This window comes from Streptomyces sp. NPDC007808 (assembly GCF_042868655.1).
Lineage (GTDB): Bacteria > Actinomycetota > Actinomycetes > Streptomycetales > Streptomycetaceae > Streptomyces.
Window position 1 is genome coordinate 164,470 of record NZ_JBIAEQ010000009.1, and the last position, 22,052, is coordinate 186,521.

General features: G+C 71.5%; 18 protein-coding genes and 1 riboswitch. Of the genes, 8 read left to right on the forward strand and 10 right to left on the reverse strand.

Annotated features, from left to right (window positions below; translation table 11 throughout):
* The first annotated feature begins 5 nt into the window (after positions 1 to 5).
* Positions 6 to 173: riboswitch (cyclic di-AMP (ydaO/yuaA leader) on the forward strand.
* 7 nt (positions 174 to 180) lie between these two features.
* Positions 181 to 1,356: an NlpC/P60 family protein gene (locus tag ACFYNL_RS31705; protein ID WP_388809439.1), complete on the forward strand. Its 1,176-nt coding sequence runs from the start codon at positions 181 to 183 to the stop codon at positions 1,354 to 1,356.
* Between the two features lie 170 nt (positions 1,357 to 1,526).
* Here ACFYNL_RS31705 and ACFYNL_RS31710 read toward each other — a convergent pair whose 3' ends face one another.
* Positions 1,527 to 1,880, reverse strand: coding sequence for a hypothetical protein (locus ACFYNL_RS31710; RefSeq protein WP_388809442.1), 354 nt, complete (start codon positions 1,878 to 1,880; stop codon positions 1,527 to 1,529).
* A gap of 589 nt (positions 1,881 to 2,469) precedes the next feature.
* On the opposite strand from ACFYNL_RS31710, the gene ACFYNL_RS31715 reads away from it, so the two are divergent.
* The gene (locus ACFYNL_RS31715; protein WP_388809444.1) at positions 2,470 to 3,531 is read left to right on the forward strand and encodes an NlpC/P60 family protein; all 1,062 of its coding nucleotides are present in this window, start codon (positions 2,470 to 2,472) and stop codon (positions 3,529 to 3,531) included.
* A gap of 36 nt (positions 3,532 to 3,567) precedes the next feature.
* Here the strand turns inward: ACFYNL_RS31715 and ACFYNL_RS31720 are convergent, their stop codons facing one another.
* Positions 3,568 to 4,287, reverse strand: a complete 720-nt coding sequence (locus ACFYNL_RS31720) for a LuxR C-terminal-related transcriptional regulator (protein WP_388809447.1) — start codon at positions 4,285 to 4,287, stop codon at positions 3,568 to 3,570.
* Positions 4,284 to 5,609 carry a PspC domain-containing protein gene (locus ACFYNL_RS31725; RefSeq protein ID WP_388809450.1) on the reverse strand — a complete coding sequence of 442 codons (1,326 nt, stop codon included), beginning with the start codon at positions 5,607 to 5,609 and terminating at the stop codon, positions 4,284 to 4,286. Before ACFYNL_RS31725 ends, ACFYNL_RS31720 begins: the two co-directional genes overlap by 4 nt.
* A 143-nt stretch (positions 5,610 to 5,752) precedes the next feature.
* Here ACFYNL_RS31725 and ACFYNL_RS31730 point away from each other — a divergent pair, with 143 nt between their 5' ends.
* Both ACFYNL_RS31730 and ACFYNL_RS31735 read left to right on the forward strand, forming a co-directional pair.
* Positions 5,753 to 7,186 (forward strand): PspC domain-containing protein, encoded by a 1,434-nt coding sequence (locus tag ACFYNL_RS31730; protein ID WP_388809452.1) that lies wholly within the window; start codon positions 5,753 to 5,755, stop codon positions 7,184 to 7,186.
* Positions 7,173 to 7,424 carry a hypothetical protein gene (locus ACFYNL_RS31735; RefSeq protein ID WP_388809455.1) on the forward strand — a complete coding sequence of 84 codons (252 nt, stop codon included), beginning with the start codon at positions 7,173 to 7,175 and terminating at the stop codon, positions 7,422 to 7,424. The genes ACFYNL_RS31730 and ACFYNL_RS31735 overlap by 14 nt, the downstream gene beginning before the upstream one ends.
* A gap of 50 nt (positions 7,425 to 7,474) precedes the next feature.
* Here the strand turns inward: ACFYNL_RS31735 and ACFYNL_RS31740 are convergent, their stop codons facing one another.
* Together ACFYNL_RS31740 and ACFYNL_RS31745 are read right to left on the reverse strand one after the other, a co-directional pair.
* Positions 7,475 to 8,005, reverse strand: coding sequence for a DoxX family protein (locus tag ACFYNL_RS31740; RefSeq protein WP_388809457.1), 531 nt, complete (start codon positions 8,003 to 8,005; stop codon positions 7,475 to 7,477).
* Between the two features lie 243 nt (positions 8,006 to 8,248).
* Complete coding sequence (locus tag ACFYNL_RS31745; RefSeq protein WP_388809460.1) at positions 8,249 to 9,529, reverse strand: hypothetical protein; 1,281 nt, start codon at positions 9,527 to 9,529, stop codon at positions 8,249 to 8,251.
* 371 nt (positions 9,530 to 9,900) lie between these two features.
* Here ACFYNL_RS31745 and ACFYNL_RS31750 point away from each other — a divergent pair, with 371 nt between their 5' ends.
* Positions 9,901 to 10,797 (forward strand): DUF4429 domain-containing protein, encoded by an 897-nt coding sequence (locus ACFYNL_RS31750; protein WP_388809462.1) that lies wholly within the window; start codon positions 9,901 to 9,903, stop codon positions 10,795 to 10,797.
* Positions 10,798 to 10,848: 51 nt separating this feature from the next.
* Here the strand turns inward: ACFYNL_RS31750 and ACFYNL_RS31755 are convergent, their stop codons facing one another.
* Complete coding sequence (locus ACFYNL_RS31755) at positions 10,849 to 11,655, reverse strand: class II aldolase/adducin family protein (protein ID WP_388809465.1); 807 nt, start codon at positions 11,653 to 11,655, stop codon at positions 10,849 to 10,851.
* A gap of 165 nt (positions 11,656 to 11,820) precedes the next feature.
* Here ACFYNL_RS31755 and ACFYNL_RS31760 point away from each other — a divergent pair, with 165 nt between their 5' ends.
* Positions 11,821 to 12,294: a pyridoxamine 5'-phosphate oxidase family protein gene (locus tag ACFYNL_RS31760; protein WP_388809468.1), complete on the forward strand. Its 474-nt coding sequence runs from the start codon at positions 11,821 to 11,823 to the stop codon at positions 12,292 to 12,294.
* Between the two features lie 9 nt (positions 12,295 to 12,303).
* Here ACFYNL_RS31760 and guaA read toward each other — a convergent pair whose 3' ends face one another.
* Complete coding sequence (gene guaA, locus ACFYNL_RS31765) at positions 12,304 to 13,887, reverse strand: glutamine-hydrolyzing GMP synthase (protein ID WP_388809470.1); 1,584 nt, start codon at positions 13,885 to 13,887, stop codon at positions 12,304 to 12,306.
* A 303-nt stretch (positions 13,888 to 14,190) separates the two neighbouring features.
* Here guaA and ACFYNL_RS31770 point away from each other — a divergent pair, with 303 nt between their 5' ends.
* Together ACFYNL_RS31770 and ACFYNL_RS31775 are read left to right on the forward strand one after the other, a co-directional pair.
* On the forward strand, positions 14,191 to 14,532 hold the full coding sequence (locus tag ACFYNL_RS31770; RefSeq protein WP_388810101.1) for a chorismate mutase: 342 nt from the start codon (positions 14,191 to 14,193) through the stop codon (positions 14,530 to 14,532).
* Between the two features lie 930 nt (positions 14,533 to 15,462).
* The gene (locus ACFYNL_RS31775) at positions 15,463 to 16,527 is read left to right on the forward strand and encodes an LPXTG cell wall anchor domain-containing protein (protein WP_388809472.1); all 1,065 of its coding nucleotides are present in this window, start codon (positions 15,463 to 15,465) and stop codon (positions 16,525 to 16,527) included.
* 121 nt (positions 16,528 to 16,648) lie between these two features.
* Here the strand turns inward: ACFYNL_RS31775 and ACFYNL_RS31780 are convergent, their stop codons facing one another.
* The 3 genes from ACFYNL_RS31780 to ACFYNL_RS31790 form a co-directional block, all read right to left on the reverse strand.
* Positions 16,649 to 18,472, reverse strand: coding sequence for a GMC oxidoreductase (locus ACFYNL_RS31780; RefSeq protein WP_388809475.1), 1,824 nt, complete (start codon positions 18,470 to 18,472; stop codon positions 16,649 to 16,651).
* Between the two features lie 48 nt (positions 18,473 to 18,520).
* A complete protein-coding gene (locus ACFYNL_RS31785) occupies positions 18,521 to 20,134 on the reverse strand; it encodes a succinic semialdehyde dehydrogenase (protein WP_388809476.1) in 1,614 nt (537 codons plus the stop codon).
* A 120-nt stretch (positions 20,135 to 20,254) separates the two neighbouring features.
* Positions 20,255 to 22,015: a protein kinase gene (locus ACFYNL_RS31790; protein ID WP_388809479.1), complete on the reverse strand. Its 1,761-nt coding sequence runs from the start codon at positions 22,013 to 22,015 to the stop codon at positions 20,255 to 20,257.
* Positions 22,016 to 22,052: the final 37 nt, after the last annotated feature.

The following is a 22,052-nucleotide window of genomic DNA, read 5'->3' on the forward strand; positions in this document are numbered from 1 at the left end:
GGGCCGCGCGGCCTCCGTCGAGTCCGGTGTGCCACCGCGCAACCGGAGCCGGGGACCCACCTAAATTGGGGTGAATCGGCCACATCCCGTCCAGGGAAGGCCGTAGGGCAACCCTTCCGAACCACCCGCCCGAACCCGACAGCTAACTCGGTAGGCGGAACGTGGAAGGAGTCGCCTCCCTTGGCGTCGCACCGCAAGTCGCGTCCCGCTGGTACGCGCGTAGCAGGCATACGGACCCCCGCCCTCGCCACGGCGGCCCTCACCTCCGTCGCCCTGCTGTCCCAGTCGGCCAACGCGAGCCCCTCGACGGACGACAGGCCGAGCCTCGAAGAGGTCGAGAAGAAGGTCGACGACCTCTACCGCCAGGCGGAGTCGGCCACCGAGAAGTACAACGCGGCCAAGGAGAAGACCGCCAAGCAGCGCAAGCGCGTCAGCACCCTCCTGGACGACGTCGCCAAGCGCACCCAGAAGCTCAACGAGGCTCGCGAGGAACTGGGACGCAATGCAGCCGCCCAGTACCGCACCGGAGCCGCCGCCCCCGACACGGCGACCTTCCTCCTGGCGGACACCCCGCAGGACTACTTCGACCAGTCCCAGCTGATGGACCGTATGACCGGCCGCCAGAAGGAGGCGGTCGACGAGTACTTCACCCAGCAGTCGGCGACGATGAAGAAGCGCCGGGAGGCCACCCGGAGCCTTGAGACGCTCACCGAGTCGCAGAACGACCTGCAGGCCGCCAAGACCACCGTCCAGCGGAAGCTCTCCGACGCGCGCGAACTCCTCTCCCAACTGACGGCCGAGGAGAAGGCCCGCCTCGCCGCGATCGAGAAGCGCAAGCAGGAGGAGGCGGCGCGCGAGGCCGCGGAACTGGCCCGTCAGCAGGCGGAGGCCGAACGCCGGCGCCAGGAGGCCGCCCAGCAGCAGGAGGCCGCCCAGCAGGACAGCGAGTCGGCGGAGTCGGGCGTCTCGGAGGCACCGGCGCCCGACTCCTCGTACGCCACCAAGGCCGAGAAAGCCCTGGCCTTCGCCCGCGCCCAGATAGGCAAGCCGTACGTCTGGGGCGCCACCGGCCCCGACTCCTACGACTGCTCCGGCCTCACCCAGGCCGCCTGGAAGGCCGCGGGCGTGGACATCCCGCGCGTCACCTACGACCAGGTCGACGCCGGCACCACGGTCCCCCTCTCCAGCGCACAGCCCGGCGACCTGGTCTTCTTCTACGACGACGTCACCCACGTGGGCATCTACATCGGCAACGGCATGATGATCCACGCCCCCAAGCCCGGCACGTACGTGCGCGAAGAGTCGATCTACTACGACGGCGAGTCGTCGATCCACAGCGTGGTCCGCCCCGCCTGACGCCGGCCACGCGCGGAGAGGGCGAGGGCGCCGCCGGCCCTCTCCGCAGCCGCCCCCGTGGGCGCCGCCGTGAGGTCCCGCGGCTCAAGGCGCCGGCCAGGTCCTGCCGTGGATCGCCGTGGCGGCGTGGCCGGCGGTCGCCGCGGGCGCGGTGCGGTCCTACGCCGAGGTCATGTCCACAGAACGGCGATGAAGACGTTCGCCACGGTCAGCAGCCCCACCAGTGCGAACAGGCTTTTGTCGACCTTCTCCTCGTCCCGCTTCACATAGACCAGCCCGAGGATCACGATCAGCAGCGCCAGCTTCACGCCGATCTTGATGTTGTCGACCGACTGGTCGTCCGCCTGATTGAGGCCGACGAGAATCACCCCGGTGACCAGCATGGTCAGCGCACCGTGCAGCATCGCGGGCACGAACCGGGCGGCACCCTGGCCCATCGCCTTCATCTGGGTGAGGAAACCACCGAGCAGCGCGGCGATACCGATGATGTGCAGGCCGACGAAGAGGTGGATGAGTACGTCCATGGAGCCGGAGCCTAATCAGCGCCGCGAAACCACCCCACACCGCCCCACTCCCTCTTCCGCCCTCGCTCATCCGACCTGACGCGTCCACCCTCACTCACCGTCACCCCCGAGCGGCCCCCACACCCTCCGCCCCCCGCTCCCCGCCTCCTGGAGCGCGCATATATGCGCCCCATAGCACCCCACCATCCCCACCGTTCCCGGAACCGCCAGATCGGTCAGCACCCCGTGCGAACCCGACGCCGCCGCCCCGGAATCAAGTTCACTTACGGTCACCGCCGGTCCACTCCACGGCACTTCCGTACAACGCGTTACCGAACCGTCACAGTGAGGTTTAGCGTCCTTCACCAGGTGACCGGCTCCCCACCGCCGCCCGGGCCAGGGGCGGCAGTCGGACACCACCGCCGAGAAAGTCCGGCGGCGGCTCGCTCCCCCTGTGTGGGCCGTCGCCGGACGCGTGTCCCGCCCCCGGCGGCCGTACGTCCGCTCCCCAGGCGCTCGTGCGTCCACCGCTCCGCCCGGGGCGTAAAACGTCCGCCTCCCGGGCGGACGCACGGGACGAGGCGGTCGTACGAAAGGACGTGCAGTCCACGTGGCAGCGCACCGAAAGCCCCGTCAGCGCTCGGTCGGCGGCAGTACGGCCCGCACGGCATGGACGATCGCCCTGGCGGGCGCGGCGACGGCGACGGGCTTCGACGGAACCGGACACGCGGAGCCACGACCGACACCGGAGCAGGTCGAGGCGAAGGTGGAGAAGCTGTACCAGGAGGCGGAGGTCGCCACCGAGAAGTACAACGGCGCGAAGGAGCAGGCGGACACGGCTCAGCGGCGGATCAGGACCCTGCAGGACGAGGCCGCCCGCCGAACCGTGAAGCTCAACTCGGCTCGGGACGCCCTGGGTTCCATGGCCGCGGCCCAGTACCGCGACGGCGGCCTCGATCCCGCCCTCCAGCTCGCCCTCTCCGACGACCCCGACCGCTACCTGGACTCGGCGGAGTTCGCCGAACGCGCCGGCAACCGGCAGGCGACCTCCGTCGCCAGCGTCCGCAACCAGCTCCGGGAGATCGAGCAACTGCGCGGGGCGGCACGCGTCGAACTGACCTCGCTCAAGTCCCGCCAGGCCGAACTGCGACGGCACAAGAACACGATCACCGGCAAGCTGGCCACGGCCCGGGACCTGCTCGCCCGGCTGACCGCCGAAGAGCGCGCCCAGCTACGGGGCAGTGGAACGGACCGTGCCGCCCGCTCCTTCGCCGCCCGCGAAGCCCTCGCACCCTCCGGCTCCGCCACGACCCAGGCCCCCAACGCACGCGCCGCCGCCGCCATTTCGTACGCCTACTCCAAGCTCGGCAGCCCCTATGTCTGGGGCGCGACCGGTCCGGACGCCTTCGACTGCTCCGGCCTCACCCAGGCCGCCTACCGCTCGGCGGGAGTCTCTCTGCCCCGCACGACCTACTCCCAGATCGACGCCGGCCGCCGCGTAACGCGCTCCGAACTGCTCCCGGGCGACCTGGTGTTCTTCTACTCCGGCATCAGCCACGTCGGCCTCTACATCGGCAACGGCCAGATGATCCACGCCCCCAACCCCTCGGCACCGGTCCGGGTCGCCCCCCTCGACGAGATGCCGTTCGCCGGGGCCACGCGGGTGGCGTGAGGAGTGAACCGGGCCGGACCCCGGGACGGGACGGGCTCAGACCAGGCGTCGCGCCGTCGCCCAGCGCGTCAGCTCGTGCCGGTTGGACAACTGGAGCTTCCGTAGAACCGCCGAGACATGCGACTCGACGGTCTTGACGGAGATGAACAGTTGCTTGGCGATCTCCTTGTAGGCATAGCCACGGGCGATCAGGCGCAGCACCTCGCGCTCGCGCTGGGTGAGCCGGTCGAGGTCCTCGTCGACCGGCGGCGCGTCCGTCGACGCGAACGCGTCCAGGACGAACCCGGCGAGGCGCGGCGAGAACACCGCGTCGCCCTCCTGGACGCGGAAGATGGAGTCGATCAGGTCGGTGCCGGTGATCGTCTTCGTCACGTAGCCGCGGGCGCCGCCGCGGATCACGCCGATGACATCCTCGGCCGCGTCCGAGACCGACAGCGCGAGAAAGCGGACCGGCTGCTCGGTGTCCGCCATCAACGGGGCACAACGGCGCAGCACTTCGACCCCGCCGCCCCCGGGCAGGTGCACGTCGAGGAGGACCACTTCGGGCCGGGTCGCGGTGATGACCGTGACCGCCTGGTCCACGTCCGCGGCCTCGCCGACGACCTCGACGCCGGTCTGCTCGGTCCGGCCGATCTCGGCCTGGACGCCCGTACGGAACATGCGGTGGTCGTCGACGAGGACCACGCGCACATGCCGGTCGCCCGTGCTCTTGCCGGTCGACTCCACGGGCTCGTTCGCCTCGGTCGGCTCGCTCATGACGTCTTCTCCGCCCTCTCCATCTCCAGCTCGACCTCCGTGCCGCCGCCGGGTACCGCCCGGAGCCGGGCCGTACCGCCGTTGCGCTCCATGCGGCCGATGATCGATTCTCTGACACCCATGCGGTCGGCGGGTATCGAGTCGAGGTCGAAGCCCGGACCGCGGTCCCGGACGGACACGAAGACGGTCTTCCCCTCCACCTCGGCGTAGACCTGCACGGCGCCGCCCTCGCCACCGTACTTGGCGGCGTTGACCATCGCCTCGCGCGCGGCCTGCATCTGTGCCGCGATCTTCTCGTCGAGCGGACAGTCGCCGACGACAACGACCTCTATGGGGACGCCGTGCTTGTCCTCGACCTCGGCCGCGTTGCGCCGGACCGCGTCGGCGAGGTCGGTGGGTTCGTCGGCCTCGTCCTTGCCGGTTCCCTCCGGTTTGTACAGCCAGGTGCGCAGGTCGCGCTCCTGGGCGCGGGCGAGGCGGCGGACCTCGCTCGCGTTCTCCGCGTTGCGCTGTATCAGGGTCAGGGTGTGCAGGACCGAGTCGTGGACGTGCGCGGCGACCTCGGCGCGCTCCTGGGCGCGGATGCGCATCAGGCGCTCCTCGGAGAGGTCCTGGGTCATCCGGACCAGGTACGGGCCCGCGAGGAGCGTTATCCCGACGAGGACCGCCAGGGCGGCCTGCAGGACGGAGCCGAGGTGGGCGGCGGAGCCCTGCAGGACGAAGATGCCGGAGACGCCGGCCGTGACCAGCACGACGCCGGCCGCGGCACGCAGCAGGGTGAGGGTGCGCCGGCGTCGGCCCACCTCCATCCAGCGGGCCCGGCGGGCGTTGTCCGCCTGGCGCCAGACCAGGGCGACGCCCGCGCCGACGAGCACGGCGGGCAGCAGGTACGCCTTGGCGCCGTTGCCCAGGTCCACGCTGCCGACGAAGATCATCGCCACCACGACCATGAGGAGCAGCGCGACGATCTGTCCCCTGTCCGGCTTGCGGGCGACGAGTCTGCGGCGGCCGTCGGCCGCGGTCTCGGTGGCGAAGGGGGACGGCCGGTGTGCGTCGACACCGCCGAGGCCGAGCGGCACGAAGAACCAGAACGCGGCGTACAGCAGCGCACCGAGGCCGTCCGCCATGAACAGGCCCACGAACACCAGGCGCACCCAGATGACGGGCAGGCCGAGATGCCCGGCGAGCCCCCGCGCCACGCCCCCGAGCCAGCGTCCGTCGCTGCTGCGGTAGAGCTTGCGCGGCGGCCGCGGTTCGGAGAGTGGCGCTGCTGCGGCTTCCGGCATGCCATCGATGTTCACACGGCCGGCCGAGCGGAGCATCAGGGTCGATCCCCTAGACGCCCCTGATCTTCGCGGCGGGTCGGCTCGAACGCTTCCCCCGTACCTGCCTCAGGGCCGATATCAGGGTCCGACCAGGGTCGTTCCGACTCCCGTCGAGCCGACCCGCCCGTCACCATGGACACATGACAGATCACCAGCCCGCCGCGGACTCCGTGCCCGAGCCGGACGCCGTGCCCACCGCGGGCACCCCGTCCGGCGCGGCGTCCGCGAGCGCCGCGGGTGGGGAACCGGGCGCGCACCGGGACGCGGGGGCGGGATCGCCGGCGGGGGCGGGCCCGACCGACCCGCCGCACGGGTTCCGCCGCGACCGGCGGCACAAGACGCTGGCCGGTGTGTGCGCGGGCCTCGGACGGCAGTGCGACATGGACCCGGTGATCTTCCGGATCACCCTCGCCGTGCTCTCCGCGACCGGCGGCATAGGCCTCATCTTCTACGGCTTCGCCTGGCTCCTCGTCCCTTATGACGACGAGGACGAGAACGAGGTGCGCAAGCTGCTGACCGGCCGCGTGGACGGCCAGGCGCTGACGGCCGTGCTGTTCGCGCTGATCGGCTGCGGCGTGTTCCTGACGATGCTGAGCAACGGCGGTGTGCTGGCGTTCGCCGTCGTCCTGTCCGTCCTGCTGGCGGGCGCCGGGTACTGGTCGCGCAATCGCGGCACCCCCGATCCCGACCCGCTGGCCGCCCAGGCAGTCGCCGACGCCCCACCGGAGGCCAAGGCGCCGCCGGTGCCCGCCGCCTACCCCTCGTGGTGGCGGGACCCGATCGTGAAGGACGGCACACACGAGGGTGGTACGGGATATCTGTGGGGCCCTCGTGACTCGCGCGACCGGGACGTCGCGGCCGCGGTCAACATCGGCCTCGGCGGGACATGGAGCAGCCGCGAGGAGCTGCGTACCCGCCGCCCGTCCTCTCCTAAGCCGCGCGGCCCCCGCTGGATCGGCGGATGGGTGTTCCTGCTGGCCCTGCTGGCGGGCGCCCTCGGCACGGGCGCGACCTGGCAGGACCGTTCCCTGGGAGCCAGCCTGCAGACGGGGCTGGCCTGCGCGCTGCTCGTCATCGGCCTGGGCATAGCGGTGAGCGCGTTCCTGGGCCGTACCGGAGCGGGCTCCATATTTCTGGCGATCATGACCGCGGGCCTCCTGGCCGCCTCCGCGGCCCTGCCCGGGGACATCGGCACCCGCTGGATCGAGCGGAGCTGGCGGCCGGCGGCCGTGACCGACGTCCGCCAGCACTACGAGCTGGGCACCGGTGTGGGCACCCTGGATCTGACCCGGGTGCCGTTCACCGAGGACGGGACGGTCACCACGCGGGCCGACGTGGGCGTGGGCCGGCTGAAGGTGATCGTCCCCAAGGGCGTGACCGTGAGGCTGAACGTCGACGTGGGGGTGGGGGACATCCAGTTGCCGGGCGACGACAAACAGGACGTGGACGTGGCACCGGGCAAACGCAAGGAGCTGACCCTGACACCGACAGCGGGCACCAAGGAGGCGGGCACCCTGGACCTCGATCTCAGTGTGGGAGTCGGACAGGCGGAGGTGAGCCGTGCTGCGTCATGAGTTCCAGCCCGGGAGGCTGGTCGCCGGCGCCTTCCTGACCCTTGCCGGGATCGTCTATGTCGGCGACGCGGGCGACGCCTGGGAGACCCCGTGGTTCGTGGTGATCCCGCTGGTGGTCGGCGGCCTGTTCCTGGCGGGCACGGTCGGGCTCCTGAGCCGGGGGATACGCAGACGCCGCGGCCCGGGCCCCACACCCGCCGCACCGCCCACCGACCCCCGCCCGGACGTACCTCGTTGACCGGCGAAGCTCCCCGTGCCACCCGCCACCGGTCGTTCGGCCGACGCGGGCTAGCGGTAGCCCCCGGCCCGCTGCCGTCGCCGGGAACGGAGTGCGGCATCGACGGACAGCATGGGGGCGCCCGCCAGCACCAGGGGCAGCCAGGCCATCAGGTAGGCGAGGTCGTTGCCGTAGTAGTACGGATCGGAGGCCCAGCTCACGGTCAGCCAGAGACTGAGCGAGATGAGTGCACCGCCGAGCGCCGCCAGCCGGGCGAACAGCCCGATGAGCGTGCCGATACCGACGGCCAGCTCGCCGAAGGCGATGGTGTAGCCGAAGGCGACGGGGTTCTTCAGGGCCATGTCGACCAGCGCGGGGATGGCAGAGGAGTCACGGACGGCACGCATCATGTCGCCGATGGACCCGGACCCGGCGTCCTTCATGAAGGCGCTGTCGGTGATTTTGTCCAGGCCGGCGTAGATGAAGGTGACGCCGAGGAAGACGCGGAGCGGGAGGAGGGCGTAACGGGTGGCGGTGTCCCGCCAGCCGTGGCCGCCGTTGAGGGGCGGGATGTGCGTGTCCATATGCATACGGTGAGTCATCGCCCTTAGCCGCCTCTCGCCCGCCGTGCCGTGACCCCTCAAAAGAACGACACGTACGCAGTGACTGCGCCGCTCAACAGTTCAGAGCCGTATTGTCCGACCCGGACCGTCCGGGGGAAACCCCGAGGGGACGCCGGAGACGGGCCACCGCGGGGCACCCGGCCGGCCTCGCCGCCGGGACAGGCGGGCAGGCGACAGGGGTCGGGCGGCAGACGGCAGACGGCAGACGGCAAGGGACGACAGTCACTCCGTCACATCGATCGAGTACCCGTTCGTCTCCACCCCGGCCGCGGTGACCACCCGCACCTCGACCCGCCCCGGCTCCACGTCCGCCGGCACCGGCACCCTCAGCACCGCGTCCGTGGGATTGCTGAAGCCTCCGGCCACCGGCACCAACGGCACATGCACGTGGACCGCCCCGATCCGCACCACCATGCGCGACAACCGGTCCGCGGTCTGCGCCCCGGGCGGCACGAACCCGGCGCCCCGGATCTCAATGTCGTCCCCGGTGCGGATGGGTGCGTCCAGGTCCCCCGCCTCCCGCGCCCGCACCACCGAGAGGATCACCGGCCGGCCGCCCTCCGCATACTTGCCGGCCAGGTACGTCGCCGCCGAGATCAGCACCACCGCCGCCAGCCCCCACGGCAGATCCGGCAACTGATCCGGGCGCCGGCCCAGCCGGACCGCCGCGAACAGCAACCCGACCCCGCCGATCACGACGTACTGGATGTCCGAGAACGTGCCCCGTCCCGCGTCGTCCGTCAGCAGATCCGCCGCCCGGGGCCGATCCGCGCGCACCTTCTGCAGACGCTGCCCGAGCACGCGCACCCCGACCACCCGCCGCACCAGGACGGCGATCGCGCAGACCACGGCGAGGACGGTGACCACACCGGCGCCCCGCCCCAGTTCAAGCCCGGCGATCAGCGCGTCGCGCTCCTCGTGCCCGGACGCCGCGGCCAGCCGTGCCACCAGCACCAGCACCGCATAGGCGAGGAACAGCACCCACGCCCCGGCCATCGCACGCGAGGTGGACAGCCTGTTGTCCTCACCGATGACCGGCGCCAGCACCCCGCCCCGCGCCCGATGGAACCACGACGCCGCGGTCAGCGCGCCGGCCGTCACCAGCGCCGCCAGCAGCCCGGCCGTACGGGCCGGCGTCCACCCCGCCCCGATCGCCGTGAGCGCCTGCACCAGCAGCAGCACCACGACCAGCAACCAGACGACCGACGCCGTACGCCACCACAGCCGCGCCAGCCACACCGCGCTCTCGGCCCGCCCTCGCTCGGCGACCAGCTCCGCCGACTGCGTCAGCTCCTCGGACACCCACTGCCGGGAGGCCGACGCCGAGTGGGCGACCGCGGCGGGAAGGCCCTGCCCCGCCGCGAACTCCTCGCGCTTCAGCAGGAACTCGGCGACCGCCCGCCGATGTCCCGCACGTGCCCCGTGCGGACAGTGCCCACAGGTGCAGCCGCCCCCGTGCGCGCCCATCGCCGTGCCACCCTGCCCAGCCTCCTGCACCGCCACGCCCGACGCCCGCCTTCCCCGCGACCTCATACCCTCATGACCTCACGGCCCTCGTGGCTTGCCGCCCTTCGAGCCCTTGCACTTCCACACCGCGGGGGCCGACGACACGACACCCCGAAGACCCTCACGACCCCACCGCTTCATGGCCTTATAGCCCGTACGGCCCCACGATCGACAGCCCGTCTCGGATACCGGCCACCGGTCACCGCGGCGGCCGCCCCGCCGCCCCGGCCCGCTGTCACCGCTCCACCGGCAACTCCCTCAAGACGCCAGCGAATTGTGCCCCATGTCATCCCCTCCGCGCCCGGCAGGCCCACCCTGCGCGGGTGAAGGAAAATCCACCGTGTTGACCCGACTGCGAGAATTTCCCCATGGCCGAGATCATCCAGCGCGACGGGACCTGGGCCTTCGACGGCACCACGGTCCGGATCACGCCGGGACTCCACCGCTCCGTGCCACTGTTCCGGCAGACGTACGGGGAGATCGCCGTACCCCTGGAGGCCGTGGCCAGCGTCGCCTTCGAACCCGAGCGCAGGCGCGGCCGACTGCGTATGCGGCTGCGGGAGGGCGCCGACCCGCTCCTCCAGGCCACCGGAGGCCGCCTCCCCGACGCGGCGGATCCGTACCGGCTGACGGTGGACATCGACCGGGCCGGAGTCGCCGAGTACCTCGCCGAGGAGATCCGCCAAGCGCTGCTCCTGGACCGGATCCCCAAGGAAGCGACCAGGACGTACCTGCTCCCCGGCCCGCCGGTCCCCGTCTCCGTGCGCTCCTCCGACGGTACGGTCTCGTTCGACGGCACCCAGGTGCGCATCGACTGGTCCGAGACCTCCGACCGGGTCAAGCGGGCCACCGGTCCACGTGTCATCACCATGGGCGATCTCGTCCAGGTCGCGTGGCTGCCCAACACTTCCCACGAGGACGGCTTCCTGCGCTTCGTGACCCGCGAGACCGCGTCCGCGGAACTGCCGCCGGAGAAGGACCCGTACGCCCTGGACCTGTGGGGCAGCGCCCGCCGCGACCTGCTCACCGCCCTGGTCGCCACCGCGGTCACCGCCCGCCTGCCGCACCCCTCCACCCGTCCCGGCCCCGGCGGCCCCGAGGCGCGGGACGGCCGCCGCCGACCGGCCGCGGCCGTCCCGGGCCCGGCCGACCACCACGACGTTCTGCTGCGCCGCCTGAGGGAGTTGGGCGAACTGCACCGCGACGGCGTACTCACGGACGAGGAGTTCGCGAGGACGAAGGCGGTAGTCCTGCGCGGTTTCTGACCGAGGCGTCCGCGCGCCTCCACGCGGCGGTTGCGCGGCGTTCACGGACGCTCAGCTCAGCAGGTCCGGCTCGCTGCGGCTGACGTCCTGCCACAGCGGCTGGTAGTTGATCCAGGCCACCAGATCCCCGCCCAGCTGCTCCCGCGTGGCCACCGCCTGCCGGTGCTCGATGAGCACCGGACGCCCCGCGGCCCGGGCGGTCAGCTGGACCTGGCAGGACCGTTCCATCGACAGGAACCACCAGGCCGCCGCGTCCACCGAGTCGCCGACGGTCAGCAGACCGTGGTTGCGCAGGACGAGCCCCTTGTGCGAGCCGAGTGCGGCCGCGATCCGCCGGCCCTCCTCGGCGTCGACGGTCACGCCCGAGTAGGCGTCGTAGAGCGTGTGGTCCTCGTAGAAGGCACAGCTCTCCTGGGTGATCGGGTCCAGCAGCTCCCCCAGCGCCGCCAGTGCCCGCCCGTGCACCGAGTGGCAGTGCGCTACGGCGACGACGTCCGGGCGGGCGGCGTGGACCTGGGAGTGCACGGTGAAGGCCGCCTGGTTGACGTGGTAGCGGCCGTCGATCACCTGGCCCTCGGAGTTGGCGAGCACCAGGTCGCTGACGGTGACGTGCTTGAACGGCATCCCGAAGGGGTTCACCCAGAAGCAGTCGCTGAACTCGGGATCGCGTGCGGTGATGTGCCCGGAGACCCCGTCCTCGAACCCGAGCCGTCCGAAGATCCGCAGCGCGCCCGCGAGCCGCTCCTTGCGGTGCCGGCGCTCGTCCTCGACGGACTCGTGCATCGGCGGCATCGCGAACCGCAGCCGGTCGGTGGGCAGGGGCGGTGGCGGAGTGGGCCCGAGGGGCGTCCCGTGCATGCGTCGTCCTTCGGCGCTGGGTTTGCGGTACGGGGCGGAAGTTACCGGCGGTCAGCGCGGGAGAACAGAGCCGTTCTGTAAAGATGCCGCGCGCGACACGGCGGACATCCCCGCTCGGCCGCATACCCGACAGCGGATGTCGGGTATCGGCGCGACACTCACCGTATGACAGCGAACTGGGCAACCTTCACCGAGGCGGAACCCGACCTCGCCCGCACCATCGAGGACCGTTTCGGCGCCTTCACCCACCACGTCCTCGCGACCCTCCGCAAGGACGGCTCCCCGCGCACCACCGGTCTGGAGGTGCGCTTCCTGCACGGCGAGCTGTGGCTCGGCATGATGCCGGACTCGTTCAAGGCCCTCGACCTGCGCCGCGACCCTCGCTTCGCGCTCCAGGCGAACCCGGGTGAGGGCACCTCGATGGGCGGTGGGGACGTCCGGATCAGCGGGCGGGCGATCGAGGTCGAGGACCTGGAGACGAAGAAGGCGTACACACAAGAGGTGGAACCGCCGGAGCCGTTCCACCTCTTTCGCACCGAGCTGACGGAGGTCGTACGGACCTACGTCGAGGACGACACGTATCTGGTCGTCCAGGTCTGGAAGCCCCAAGAGCCGGTGCGCACGCTCAAGCGGACCTGACGGGAGGGACTACTCCCACTCGATGGTGCCCGGGGGCTTGCTGGTCACGTCGAGGACGACGCGGTTGACGTCCCGCACCTCGTTGGTGATCCGGGTCGAGATCTTCGCGAGCACGTCGTACGGCAGCCGCGACCAGTCGGCCGTCATGGCGTCCTCGGAGGAGACCGGACGCAGGACGATCGGGTGGCCGTAGGTGCGGCCGTCACCCTGGACGCCGACGGAGCGGACGTCCGCGAGCAGGACCACCGGGCACTGCCAGATGTCCCGGTCCAGGCCGGCCGCGGTCAGCTCCTCGCGCGCGATGGCGTCGGCCTCGCGCAGCAGGTCCAGGCGGTCCTTGGTGACCTCGCCGACGATACGGATACCGAGACCCGGGCCCGGGAACGGCTGGCGCTGGACGATCTCCTCCGGCAGGCCGAGCTCCTGGCCGACCATCCGGACCTCGTCCTTGAACAGCTTGCGCAGCGGCTCGATCAGCTTGAACTCAAGGTCCTCGGGCAGGCCGCCCACGTTGTGGTGGGACTTGATGTTGGCCGTGCCGGTGCCGCCGCCGGACTCGACGACGTCCGGGTACAGGGTGCCCTGGACGAGGAACTCGACGGCCGGACCCTCGTCCGCGATGATCTCGGCCTGGGCCTGCTCGAAGACCCGGATGAACTCACGGCCGATGATCTTCCGCTTCTCCTCGGGGTCGGAGACCCCGGCGAGCGCCTTGAGGAACCGCTCCTCGGCGTCCACGACCTTCAGCTGCACGCCGGTCGCGGCCACGAAGTCCTTCTCGACCTGCTCGGTCTCGCCCTTGCGCATCAGGCCGTGGTCGACGTACACGCAGGTCAGCTGGGAGCCGATGGCCTTCTGGACGAGGGCGGCGGCGACGGCGGAGTCGACGCCGCCGGACAGACCGCAGATGGCGCGCTTGTCGCCGACCTGCTCGCGGATGGCCGCGACCTGCTCCTCGATGACGTTGCCGGTCGTCCAGTCCGGGGTGAGCCCCGCGCCCCGGTACAGGAAGTGCTCCAGCACCTGCTGCCCGTGCGTGGAGTGCATCACCTCGGGGTGGTACTGGACGCCGTACAGCTTCTTCTCGTCGTTCTCGAAGGCGGCGACCGGGACGACGTCCGTGGAGGCCGTCACGGAGAAGCCCTCGGGGGCCGCGGAGCAGGCGTCACCGTGCGACATCCACACGTGCTGCTCGGCCGGCGTGCCCTCGAAGAGGGTGGAGGACGACTTCGACACGTGCAGATCCGTACGGCCGTATTCACGGGCGCCGGTGTTGTCGACCGTCCCGCCGAGGCTCTGCGCCATCAGCTGGAAGCCGTAGCACATACCGAAGACGGGGACGCCGGCCTCGAAGATCGCGCGGTCGAGGCGGGGGGCGCCCTCCTCGTACACGGACGAGGGGCCGCCGGAGAGGATGATCGCCGCCGGGTTCTTGGCGAGCATCTCGGCGACCGGCATGGTGCTGGGCACGATCTCGCTGTAGACCCGGGCCTCGCGGACGCGACGGGCGATGAGCTGGGCGTACTGCGCACCGAAGTCGACGACCAGGACGGTGTCGGGGGCGGCGGCGGCAGCGGGGGTCGCTGGTGACACGGGAGCCTTCCGGCGGTGGGGCGGGGTCTCTGTGCTGGCCAATTCTACCGGGGTGCTCCGCCGGGTCGGGCGGGCGCGTTTTCCGGGGCCCGGAAGCGGGCCGGCGGGAAGCCGGTGCCGGCCCGTCTCAGGATGCGAACCGGGTTGGACGTCACCGAACGACCCGGCATACTGGCCGCATGCTCACGCACCCGACCTTCGTCTTTACCTATGGCATCCGGCCCGCCGGCTGCCATGGTCGTGCTGCTTGAGCAACTGACAAGCGACTTCCCAGGCGCCCCGGGCCGACAAGGCCCGGGGCGTCTGTCGTTCTCCGGGTCCTGTCGCTCCGGGGCACCTCCCCCCTCCACGAGGAGCCCCGAAATGACCGCCATCGACGTGACCGGCGCCCGTACCACCGAGGCCGCGGACGTGATCACAGGTGCCCGTGAACGCATCGACGCCCTGGACGACCGGATCATCGGGCTGATCCAGGAACGCATGGCCGTCTCGGCCGTCATCCAGGAGGCCCGGATCACCTCCGGCGGGCGGCGCGTGAACCTCTCCCGGGAGATGGAGGTCCTCACCCACTACAGCGAGGCGCTGGGCAAGCCCGGCACGACCCTCGCCATGACGCTGCTCGAACTGTGCCGCGGTCGCATCTGAGTTCGGGGCTCCTCTCACCCGTACGGCGCGTGACGCCTGCCGGGCGCCTTCGTTGGTACCGGTGTCCGTGCCAGCCAGGGGCGGGCCCGAAAGAACCACGCGTGGCTCACTGGAGCGATGAGGCGTACGGATCACCCGTGCGCCGTGGGACCTCGCTCCAGGCAAGTGACCGGACGGCAGGGGACAGCAGCCCGGTCACTCAAGAGAAGGTCGGCTCCGGGGACGCCCGGGGCCGACCGGCGGAACGGTAAGAAGACGTGCGTAGTGCAAGAAGACGTACAAGGCTGGGTCAAGCGGTTGCGGTGACCGCGGCCATCGAGCACGATGCGTAGAAAGCCCCGGGTCCCGCCGGGCAAGTCCCGCCACAGACAACTGCATTGCCTTTCGCCCCGCGGTGCGCCGCCGCACTGCCAGAGGTCGAGACCGCTCGTGCGCGCCGAGTGCGCCGGGGCGCCGACCCGGGGCACGAAAGGCTCGAAGACCAGCGGCGCGACCCCCCGGCGCCGCATCCCAGGCACCGACGCTGCCCTGACGTCGGTGCTGACGAAAAGAAGGGCCCCGCGGCCTCCGCCTGCGGGGCCCTTCTCATGTCCGGGCTGCTCGCCCGGCGGCTCGGACGCGTGTGTCTCGTGTCGGGGGTTCCGGACGGCCGGGCGCGAGCGGTGCGGGGCCGGTCGGGTTACGGCCGTCCGGGCGACGTCGGCACGTGCCCGGCGTCAGGTGCGCGAGAGGGTGCCGCAGTCCGCCCCGGTCCCGTCCAGCCCTCTGCTGTGACGTAGGACACATAAGAATTCCGTTAGTGGCGGCACAACCTTTCACAGCGGTCACTGATCAAACCCTGCGAACCAAGGGCCACACCCGCGCCCCACACGCGGAGGCCTCCCTTACGCGTGTTGCGAGTCGCAGCACTCCGGACTTCCCGAGGTCTTCATGAAGCTTCGCCGTGCACTGGCCGCCGCAGCCACGACGGCCGTCATAGCGCCGCTCGCGCTGCTCTCCGCGCCGGCCGCGTTCGCCACGGACGATGAGACGACGGCGCCGACGACGGTGGAAACCACGCCGGCCGACCAGGAGACGACGGCGCCGGCCGAGGACGAGACCACCGCCCCGGCCGACGACGAGACGACCACCGCTCCCACCGACGAGGAGACCGTTCCGGGCGACGACACCCCCGGCGACGACGAGACCACTCCCGGGGACGACGAGACCACCGCCCCGGCCGACGACGAGACGACCCCGTCCGAGGAGGAGAGCAGCCCCGCCGCGACGCCGTCGCCGAGCGCGAGCGAGAGCGCCCCCGAGGAGGTCGACTTCTGCGAGGACGCGGACGAGGACTCGGTCGGTCTCAGCGAGGACCTGCGCAGCGGCCTGTCGGGCCTGCCCGAGACGATCGTCGCCGGCAGCGGCTGGACCGGCTTCTCGTTCGACGTCTCCAACTCCGGCGACCAGGACATCAAGGGCATCAAGCCGCTGATCGGCGTCGCCGCCGTCGGCTGGGACGAGAACGACTACTCCGGCCAGATCACGGTCCAGGTCTTCGACAAGGCGTCCGGCTCCTGGCAGACGCTCGCCGACGCCGCCGGTGAGGGCGCGACCTTCACCGCGTTCTCGCTCGACGCCGGTCAGTCCACCTCGTTCAAGCTGCGGCTGAGCGTCAGCGGCAAGGTGCCCGACGCCATCGGCATCACCGGTGGCTTCGCGCAGTACTCGGACGCCGACGGCTGCTGGATGGCCGACGACCCGAACGGCTGGATCTACTTCTTCGACATCCTCGCCGCGGGCTCCGACCCGGGCAAGCCGGACGACGCCAAGCCGCAGACCGGTGGCAGCAAGCCGATCTCCGACGTCAACGAGGTCGACGTGGACGGCGAGCTCGCCCACACCGGTTCGGACTCCAACCTGCCGATCATCGCCACCGTCGGCGGGGTCGCCATCGTCGCCGGTGCCGGCGTGATGTTCGCGATGAAGCGTCGTCGGAGCGGTGCCGAGGCGTAAAGCCTCGCCGAAGCTCGACGCTAGACGGAGAAGGACCTGCGCTCGGAGGGGGGCGCAGGTCCTTTTTCCGTGGGTCGTCAGGGTGTGAGGGCGTCGGGGCGTCAGGGACGCCGCCTGCCGCCTACTGCTTCGCCTCTCTCTTCGGCGGCATCGCCGGCATCCCCAGGAACGGCAGCCTGAGCGCGCCGAACGCGTCCGCCGGGACCGCCGGGGACTTGGGCTCGACCGGCTTGAGGCGCTCGTACGCCGCTCCCTGCGCCGGCCGCGGGTCCGCCTCGCCCTTGTTGGGCCAGTACGACATGGCCCGCTCGGCCTGCGCGGTGATCGTCAGCGAGGGGTTCACGCCCAGGTTGGCGGAGACCGCCGCCCCGTCGACGACCGAGATGCCGGGGTGGCCGTACAGGCGGTGGTACGGGTCGATGACGCCGGTCTCGGGGGAGGAGCCGATCGGGCAGCCGCCCAGGAAGTGGGCGGTGAGCGGGGTGCCCATCAGCTCACCGACGTTGGAGCCGGCGAAGCCGTTGATCGACTCTGCGATCGCCGACGCGCCCTGCGAGGCCGCCTTGATCTGCTTGGGGTTGGGGGAGCCGTGACCCTGGCGGGCCGTCAGCAGGCCCTTGCCGACCCCGTCCGGCTTCAGGTACGTCGTCAGCGAGTTGTCCAGGGACTGCATCACCAGGCCGATGATGGTCCGCTCCGACCAGCGGCGGTTGGACAGAGAGCGCAGGACCAGCAGGGGGTGGCGGGCGGCGTTCGCCAGCCAGGCCCCGGCGCGCGAGCGGCCCTCGGCATAGGGGACCTGGAGGATCGACAGGCCGCCCATCGAGTTGGAGCCCTTGCCGTAGCGGACCGGCTCGATGTGGGTGTTCTCGTCCGGGTGGATCGAGGACGTGATCGCCACTCCGCGCGTGAAGTCGACCTTCGCCTCGCCGGTCGCCTTGCGGTAACGCCGGTTGTCGGTCTGGGCGCCGACCAGCGCCTCGGAGTTGGTGCGGGTCAGCTCGCCCAGCCTCGGCGAGATGTACGGCAGCTGACCGCCCGCCTTCATCCGGTGCAGGAGCGTCTGCGTGCCGTACGTGCCTGCCGCCAGCACCACCCGGCGGGCCTTGAACAGCCGGCCCCTGCCCTTCTTCCCGCGGCCGGTCGGCAGGGTCGCCACGGCGTACCCGCCCTGCGAGTCGTCCGTGACGGAGACGACCGTGGTCAGCGGGTGGACGACCGCACCCGCCTTCTCGGCCAGGTAGAGGTAGTTCTCGTTCAGCGTGTTCTTCGCGCCGTGCCGGCAGCCCGTCATGCACTCGCCGCACTCGGAGCACGCCTTGCGCGACGGGCCCGCCCCGCCGAAGTAGGGGTCGGCCACCTCCTCCCCCGGCCTGGCCCGCACCGTGCCCTCGGCGTCCTTTCCGTCGCCGAAGAACACGCCGACCGGCGCCATGTGGAAGGTGTCGCCGACGCCCATCTTCTCGGCGGCCGCCTTCAGGTGGACGTCGGACGGGGTCATCGTCGGGTTGAGCCGTACGCCGAGCATGCGCTGGGCCTGGTCGTAGTACGGCTTCAGCTCCTCCTGCCAGTCGGTGATGTCACGCCACTGCGGGTCCTCGAAGAAGGGCTTCGGCGGTACGTAGAGGGTGTTGGCGTAGTTGAGGGAGCCGCCTCCGACGCCCGCTCCCGCCAGCACCATGACGTTGCCCAGCAGGTGGATGCGCTGGATGCCGTACATGCCGAGCCTGGGGGCCCAGAGGTAGTTCTTCAGGTCCCAGGAGTTCTTCGGGAGGGTCTCGCGGGTCCAGCGGCGGCCGGCTTCCAGGACGCCCACGCGGTAGCCCTTCTCGGTCAGGCGGAGCGCCGTTACCGACCCGCCGAACCCCGACCCGACGACGATGACGTCGTAGTCGTACCCGCAACCGTCGTCGTCCTGTTGGTGGGCAGAGTTCTCCTGTGACACGTGCTCTCCTCGTCGAAAGCGGTGGTACGGCGGGCTCGGCGGCCGGCCCTAGCGGAAACGGAACGCCTTCATCACCCGCAGGCTCCGGCTCATGAACTGCGCGTACTTCTCGTCGTCCATGCCCAGCGACGGCGCCATCGGCAGCAGCCTCTGCTGGGCGATCGTCTGGGCCTCCGTGTACTTGAGGATGCCCTCGGAGCCGTGGCGGCGGCCGAGCCCGGAGTCCTTCATGCCGCCCATGGGCGACTGGACACTGCCGTACGCGGAGGCGTAGCCCTCGTTGACGTTCACCGTGCCGGTGCGCATGCGGGCGGCGACCTCGCGGCCACGGCGGCCGTCCTTGGTCCAGACGGACGAGTTGAGGCCGTACGGCGTGGAGTTGGCGAGTTCTATCGCCTCGTCCTCGGTCTTGAAGCGGTAGAGGGAGACGACGGGGCCGAAGGTCTCCTCGGAGCAGACGGCCATGGGCGCCTCGACGCCGTCGAGGATGGTCGGCTCGAAGAAGTACGGGCCGATGTCGGGCCGTGCCACACCGCCCGCGACGAGCTTGGCGCCCTTCGCGACGGCCTCCTCCACGTGCCGGGTCACCGTCTCCAGCTGACGTTCGCCCACCAGGGAGCCCATGTCGGCACCGTAGGCCAGGGACTTGCCCAGCCGCATCGCCTTGGTGCGGGCGGCGAAGCGCTCGACGAAGGCGTCGGCGACGGACTCGTGGACGTACAGCCGCTCGACGGAGATGCACAGCTGACCCGCGGAGGAGAAGCAGGCGCGGACGGCGCCCGCGGCGGCCTTCTCGATGTCGGCGTCCTCCAGCACCAGCATGGCGTTCTTGCCGCCGAGTTCGAGGGAGACGCCGACCAGGCGGGCGGCGGCGCCCTGGGCGACCTCGCGGCCGGTGCGGGTGGAGCCGGTGAAGGAGACGTAGTCGGCGTGCCGGACGACCTCGGGGCCGATGACCGGGCCCTCGCCGAGGACGACCTGGAAGACGTCGGCGGGCAGACCGGCCTCGATCAGCAGGTCACGGGCCCACAGGGCGGTGAGGCAGGTCTCGGTGTCGGGCTTCATCACGACCGCGTTGCCCGCGACGAACGCCGGGAGCGCGTCGCCGACGGACAGCTCCAGGGGGTAGTTCCAGGGGGCGATCTGGCCCACGACGCCGCGCGGGTGGCGCAGTTCGGTGACGCGGGTGAGCGTGGGCATGGCGCCCGCGTGCCGCTTCGGCCTGAGGTAGGCGGGGGCCTTGCGGCCGTAGTGGCGGGCCGCGACGGCGACGGCCTGCACCTCCTCGTGGGCGTGCAGTCGGGCCTTGCCGGTCTCCAACTGGATGAGGTCGAGGACCTCGGCCTGGCGTTCGAGTACCAGGTCGTGGAAGCGGAGCAGGACCGCGGCACGCTGCCGCACGGGCACCAACGCCCAGACCGCCTGGGCCGCGCGGGCCGTGTCGAACGCCTTCTGCACGTCCTCCGGCGTGGATTCGGGCAGGTCGGCCAGCTTCTCGCCGGTGAACGGCGTGTGGTTGGCGGTGCGACCGGAGCCGGCCACGTCCTTGGTGAGCTGGGCCACCAGTTCGGGAGTGACCACGTCGGCGGCGGTACGGGCGCCCTCCGGGGCGGGGGCGAGGGGGTTGGTGCCGGTCTTGGCCGGGGCCTGCGCGTCCGTCATGAGGCGCAGGGTATGCCGGAGCGAGGGCTTTGTGTACCCGTCGGTAATAGGGATTCACCGACTGCACACATGCCGCCAGTGTTCACTGGCAACAAACGCGCTGATCAGGGCCTCGCCGAGTCATTCGATCTCGAGTCGGTCACGAGCGCCCTTGAAGACCGCGGTGCCCTTCTTCTCCGAGGGCGTGCCCTTGGGCATGTCGACACGCAGTTCGTACATGCGGTCGTCACCGGTGACCACGAACAACTGCATGACCCGGGTCGGGGACTCCTCCTTGTCGTAGGTGGTGTCCGACAGGACGGCGTCGTAGCCCTTGAAGACGGTGCGGGTGGCCTGGGTGCCGGCGTCGTGGTTGTACTTGTTCCAGGTCTCGTGCGCGTACCGCGCCTGGTCGAGGAGCGGGCGGGGCGACTTGTCCCACTGGGTGAGGCGGACCTGGACGAGGCCGATGTCGTAGACGACGAGCCGGGGCCGGCCGCTCGCGCCGCCCTCCCGTGCGGCCTCCTTGTACTCGGCGGGGAGGGAGAGGACGGCGGCCATGTCCTTGTGCCGGTGCGCGATCCAGGTGCCGGGGGCCGGGGTCGCGGTCCGCTCCGGGGCCGTCGGGGACGAACCGCGGGCGCCCACCGTCTGCTTGGGGGCGTCGCCCTCGTCGAAGGGGAGGAAGGACGCGGTGAACCAGGTGGCGCCGGCGAGGAGAATGCCCAGCGCCGCGACGGGAACCGGGCGGAGCAGGCGGCGGCCCCCGCGCTCGCGGATCGAGGAGGTGGGGTCGGACGTCGCCCCCCGCGCCGACGCGGACGTCACCTCGGGCTCCGGCTCCGGCTCGCCCTGCCCCTCGGGCGCCGCCGCACCCCGCAGCCGTACCGTTCCCGGATCCTCCGCCGACTCCCGCGGCTCCGTTGCCTCCGGCGCCCCCGCCCCTCCCACGCCGCTCACGGGATCCGGCACTTGCCGCCCCTGCGCCACGGATTCGGGCACTTGCCGCCCCTGCGCCACCGGTTCGGGCACTTGCCGCCCCTGTGCCACGGGATCCGGCACCGGCCGCCCCTGCGCCACGGCCTCCAGAACCGCCCCGGTCTCCTCCGGGCCGGGCCGCTCCCGCGGTTCCTTCGCCAGCAGCCGCACGATCAGCGGCCCCAGCGGCCCCGCCTGCTTCGGCTCGGGCGGATGCGCCCCGAGGATCGCGGCGAGCGTGGACTCCAGGGTCGTACGGCGGAACGGGGACCAGCCCTCCACGGCGGCATAGAGCAGCACCCCGAGCGACCACAGGTCGGAGGCGGGGCCGGCGCCGCTGCCGGACATCCGCTCGGGGGCGATGAACTCCAGGGAGCCGACGAACTCGCCGCTGACGGTGAGGGATTCCTCGCCCTGGATGTGCGCGATGCCGAAGTCGGTGAGGACCACGCGGCGGTGGGGGCCGAGCAGGACGTTGGCGGGCTTGACGTCACGGTGGACGATGCCGACGGCGTGCGCGGCGCGCAGGGCTCCGAGGACGGCGAGGCCGATGCGGGCGGCCTCGGTCGCCTCGACCGGGCCGCGCCGCAGGACCTCGTGCAGCGACTCGCCGCGGACCAATTCCATGACGATCCACGGCAGTCCGTCCTCGGCGACGACGTCGTGGATGGAGACGGCGGCCGGATGGTCGACACGGGCGGCGGCGCGGGCCTCGCGATAGAGCCGGTGGGCGGCCCGCTGATGGGCCTCGTCCTCCGGGTCGCCGGGCAGCCTCGGCTGCTTGACGGCGACCTCGCGCTCCACCAGCTCGTCGATCGCCCGCCAGACGGTGCCCATCCCGCCGGATCCGATGCGCTCGACCAGCCGGTAACGCCCGCCGATCACCCGGCCGTTGGGGCTGGTGCCGCCACCGTCGTTGCTCATCCCCCATGACTACCTTGCGAGGCCGACCGTTGGCCAG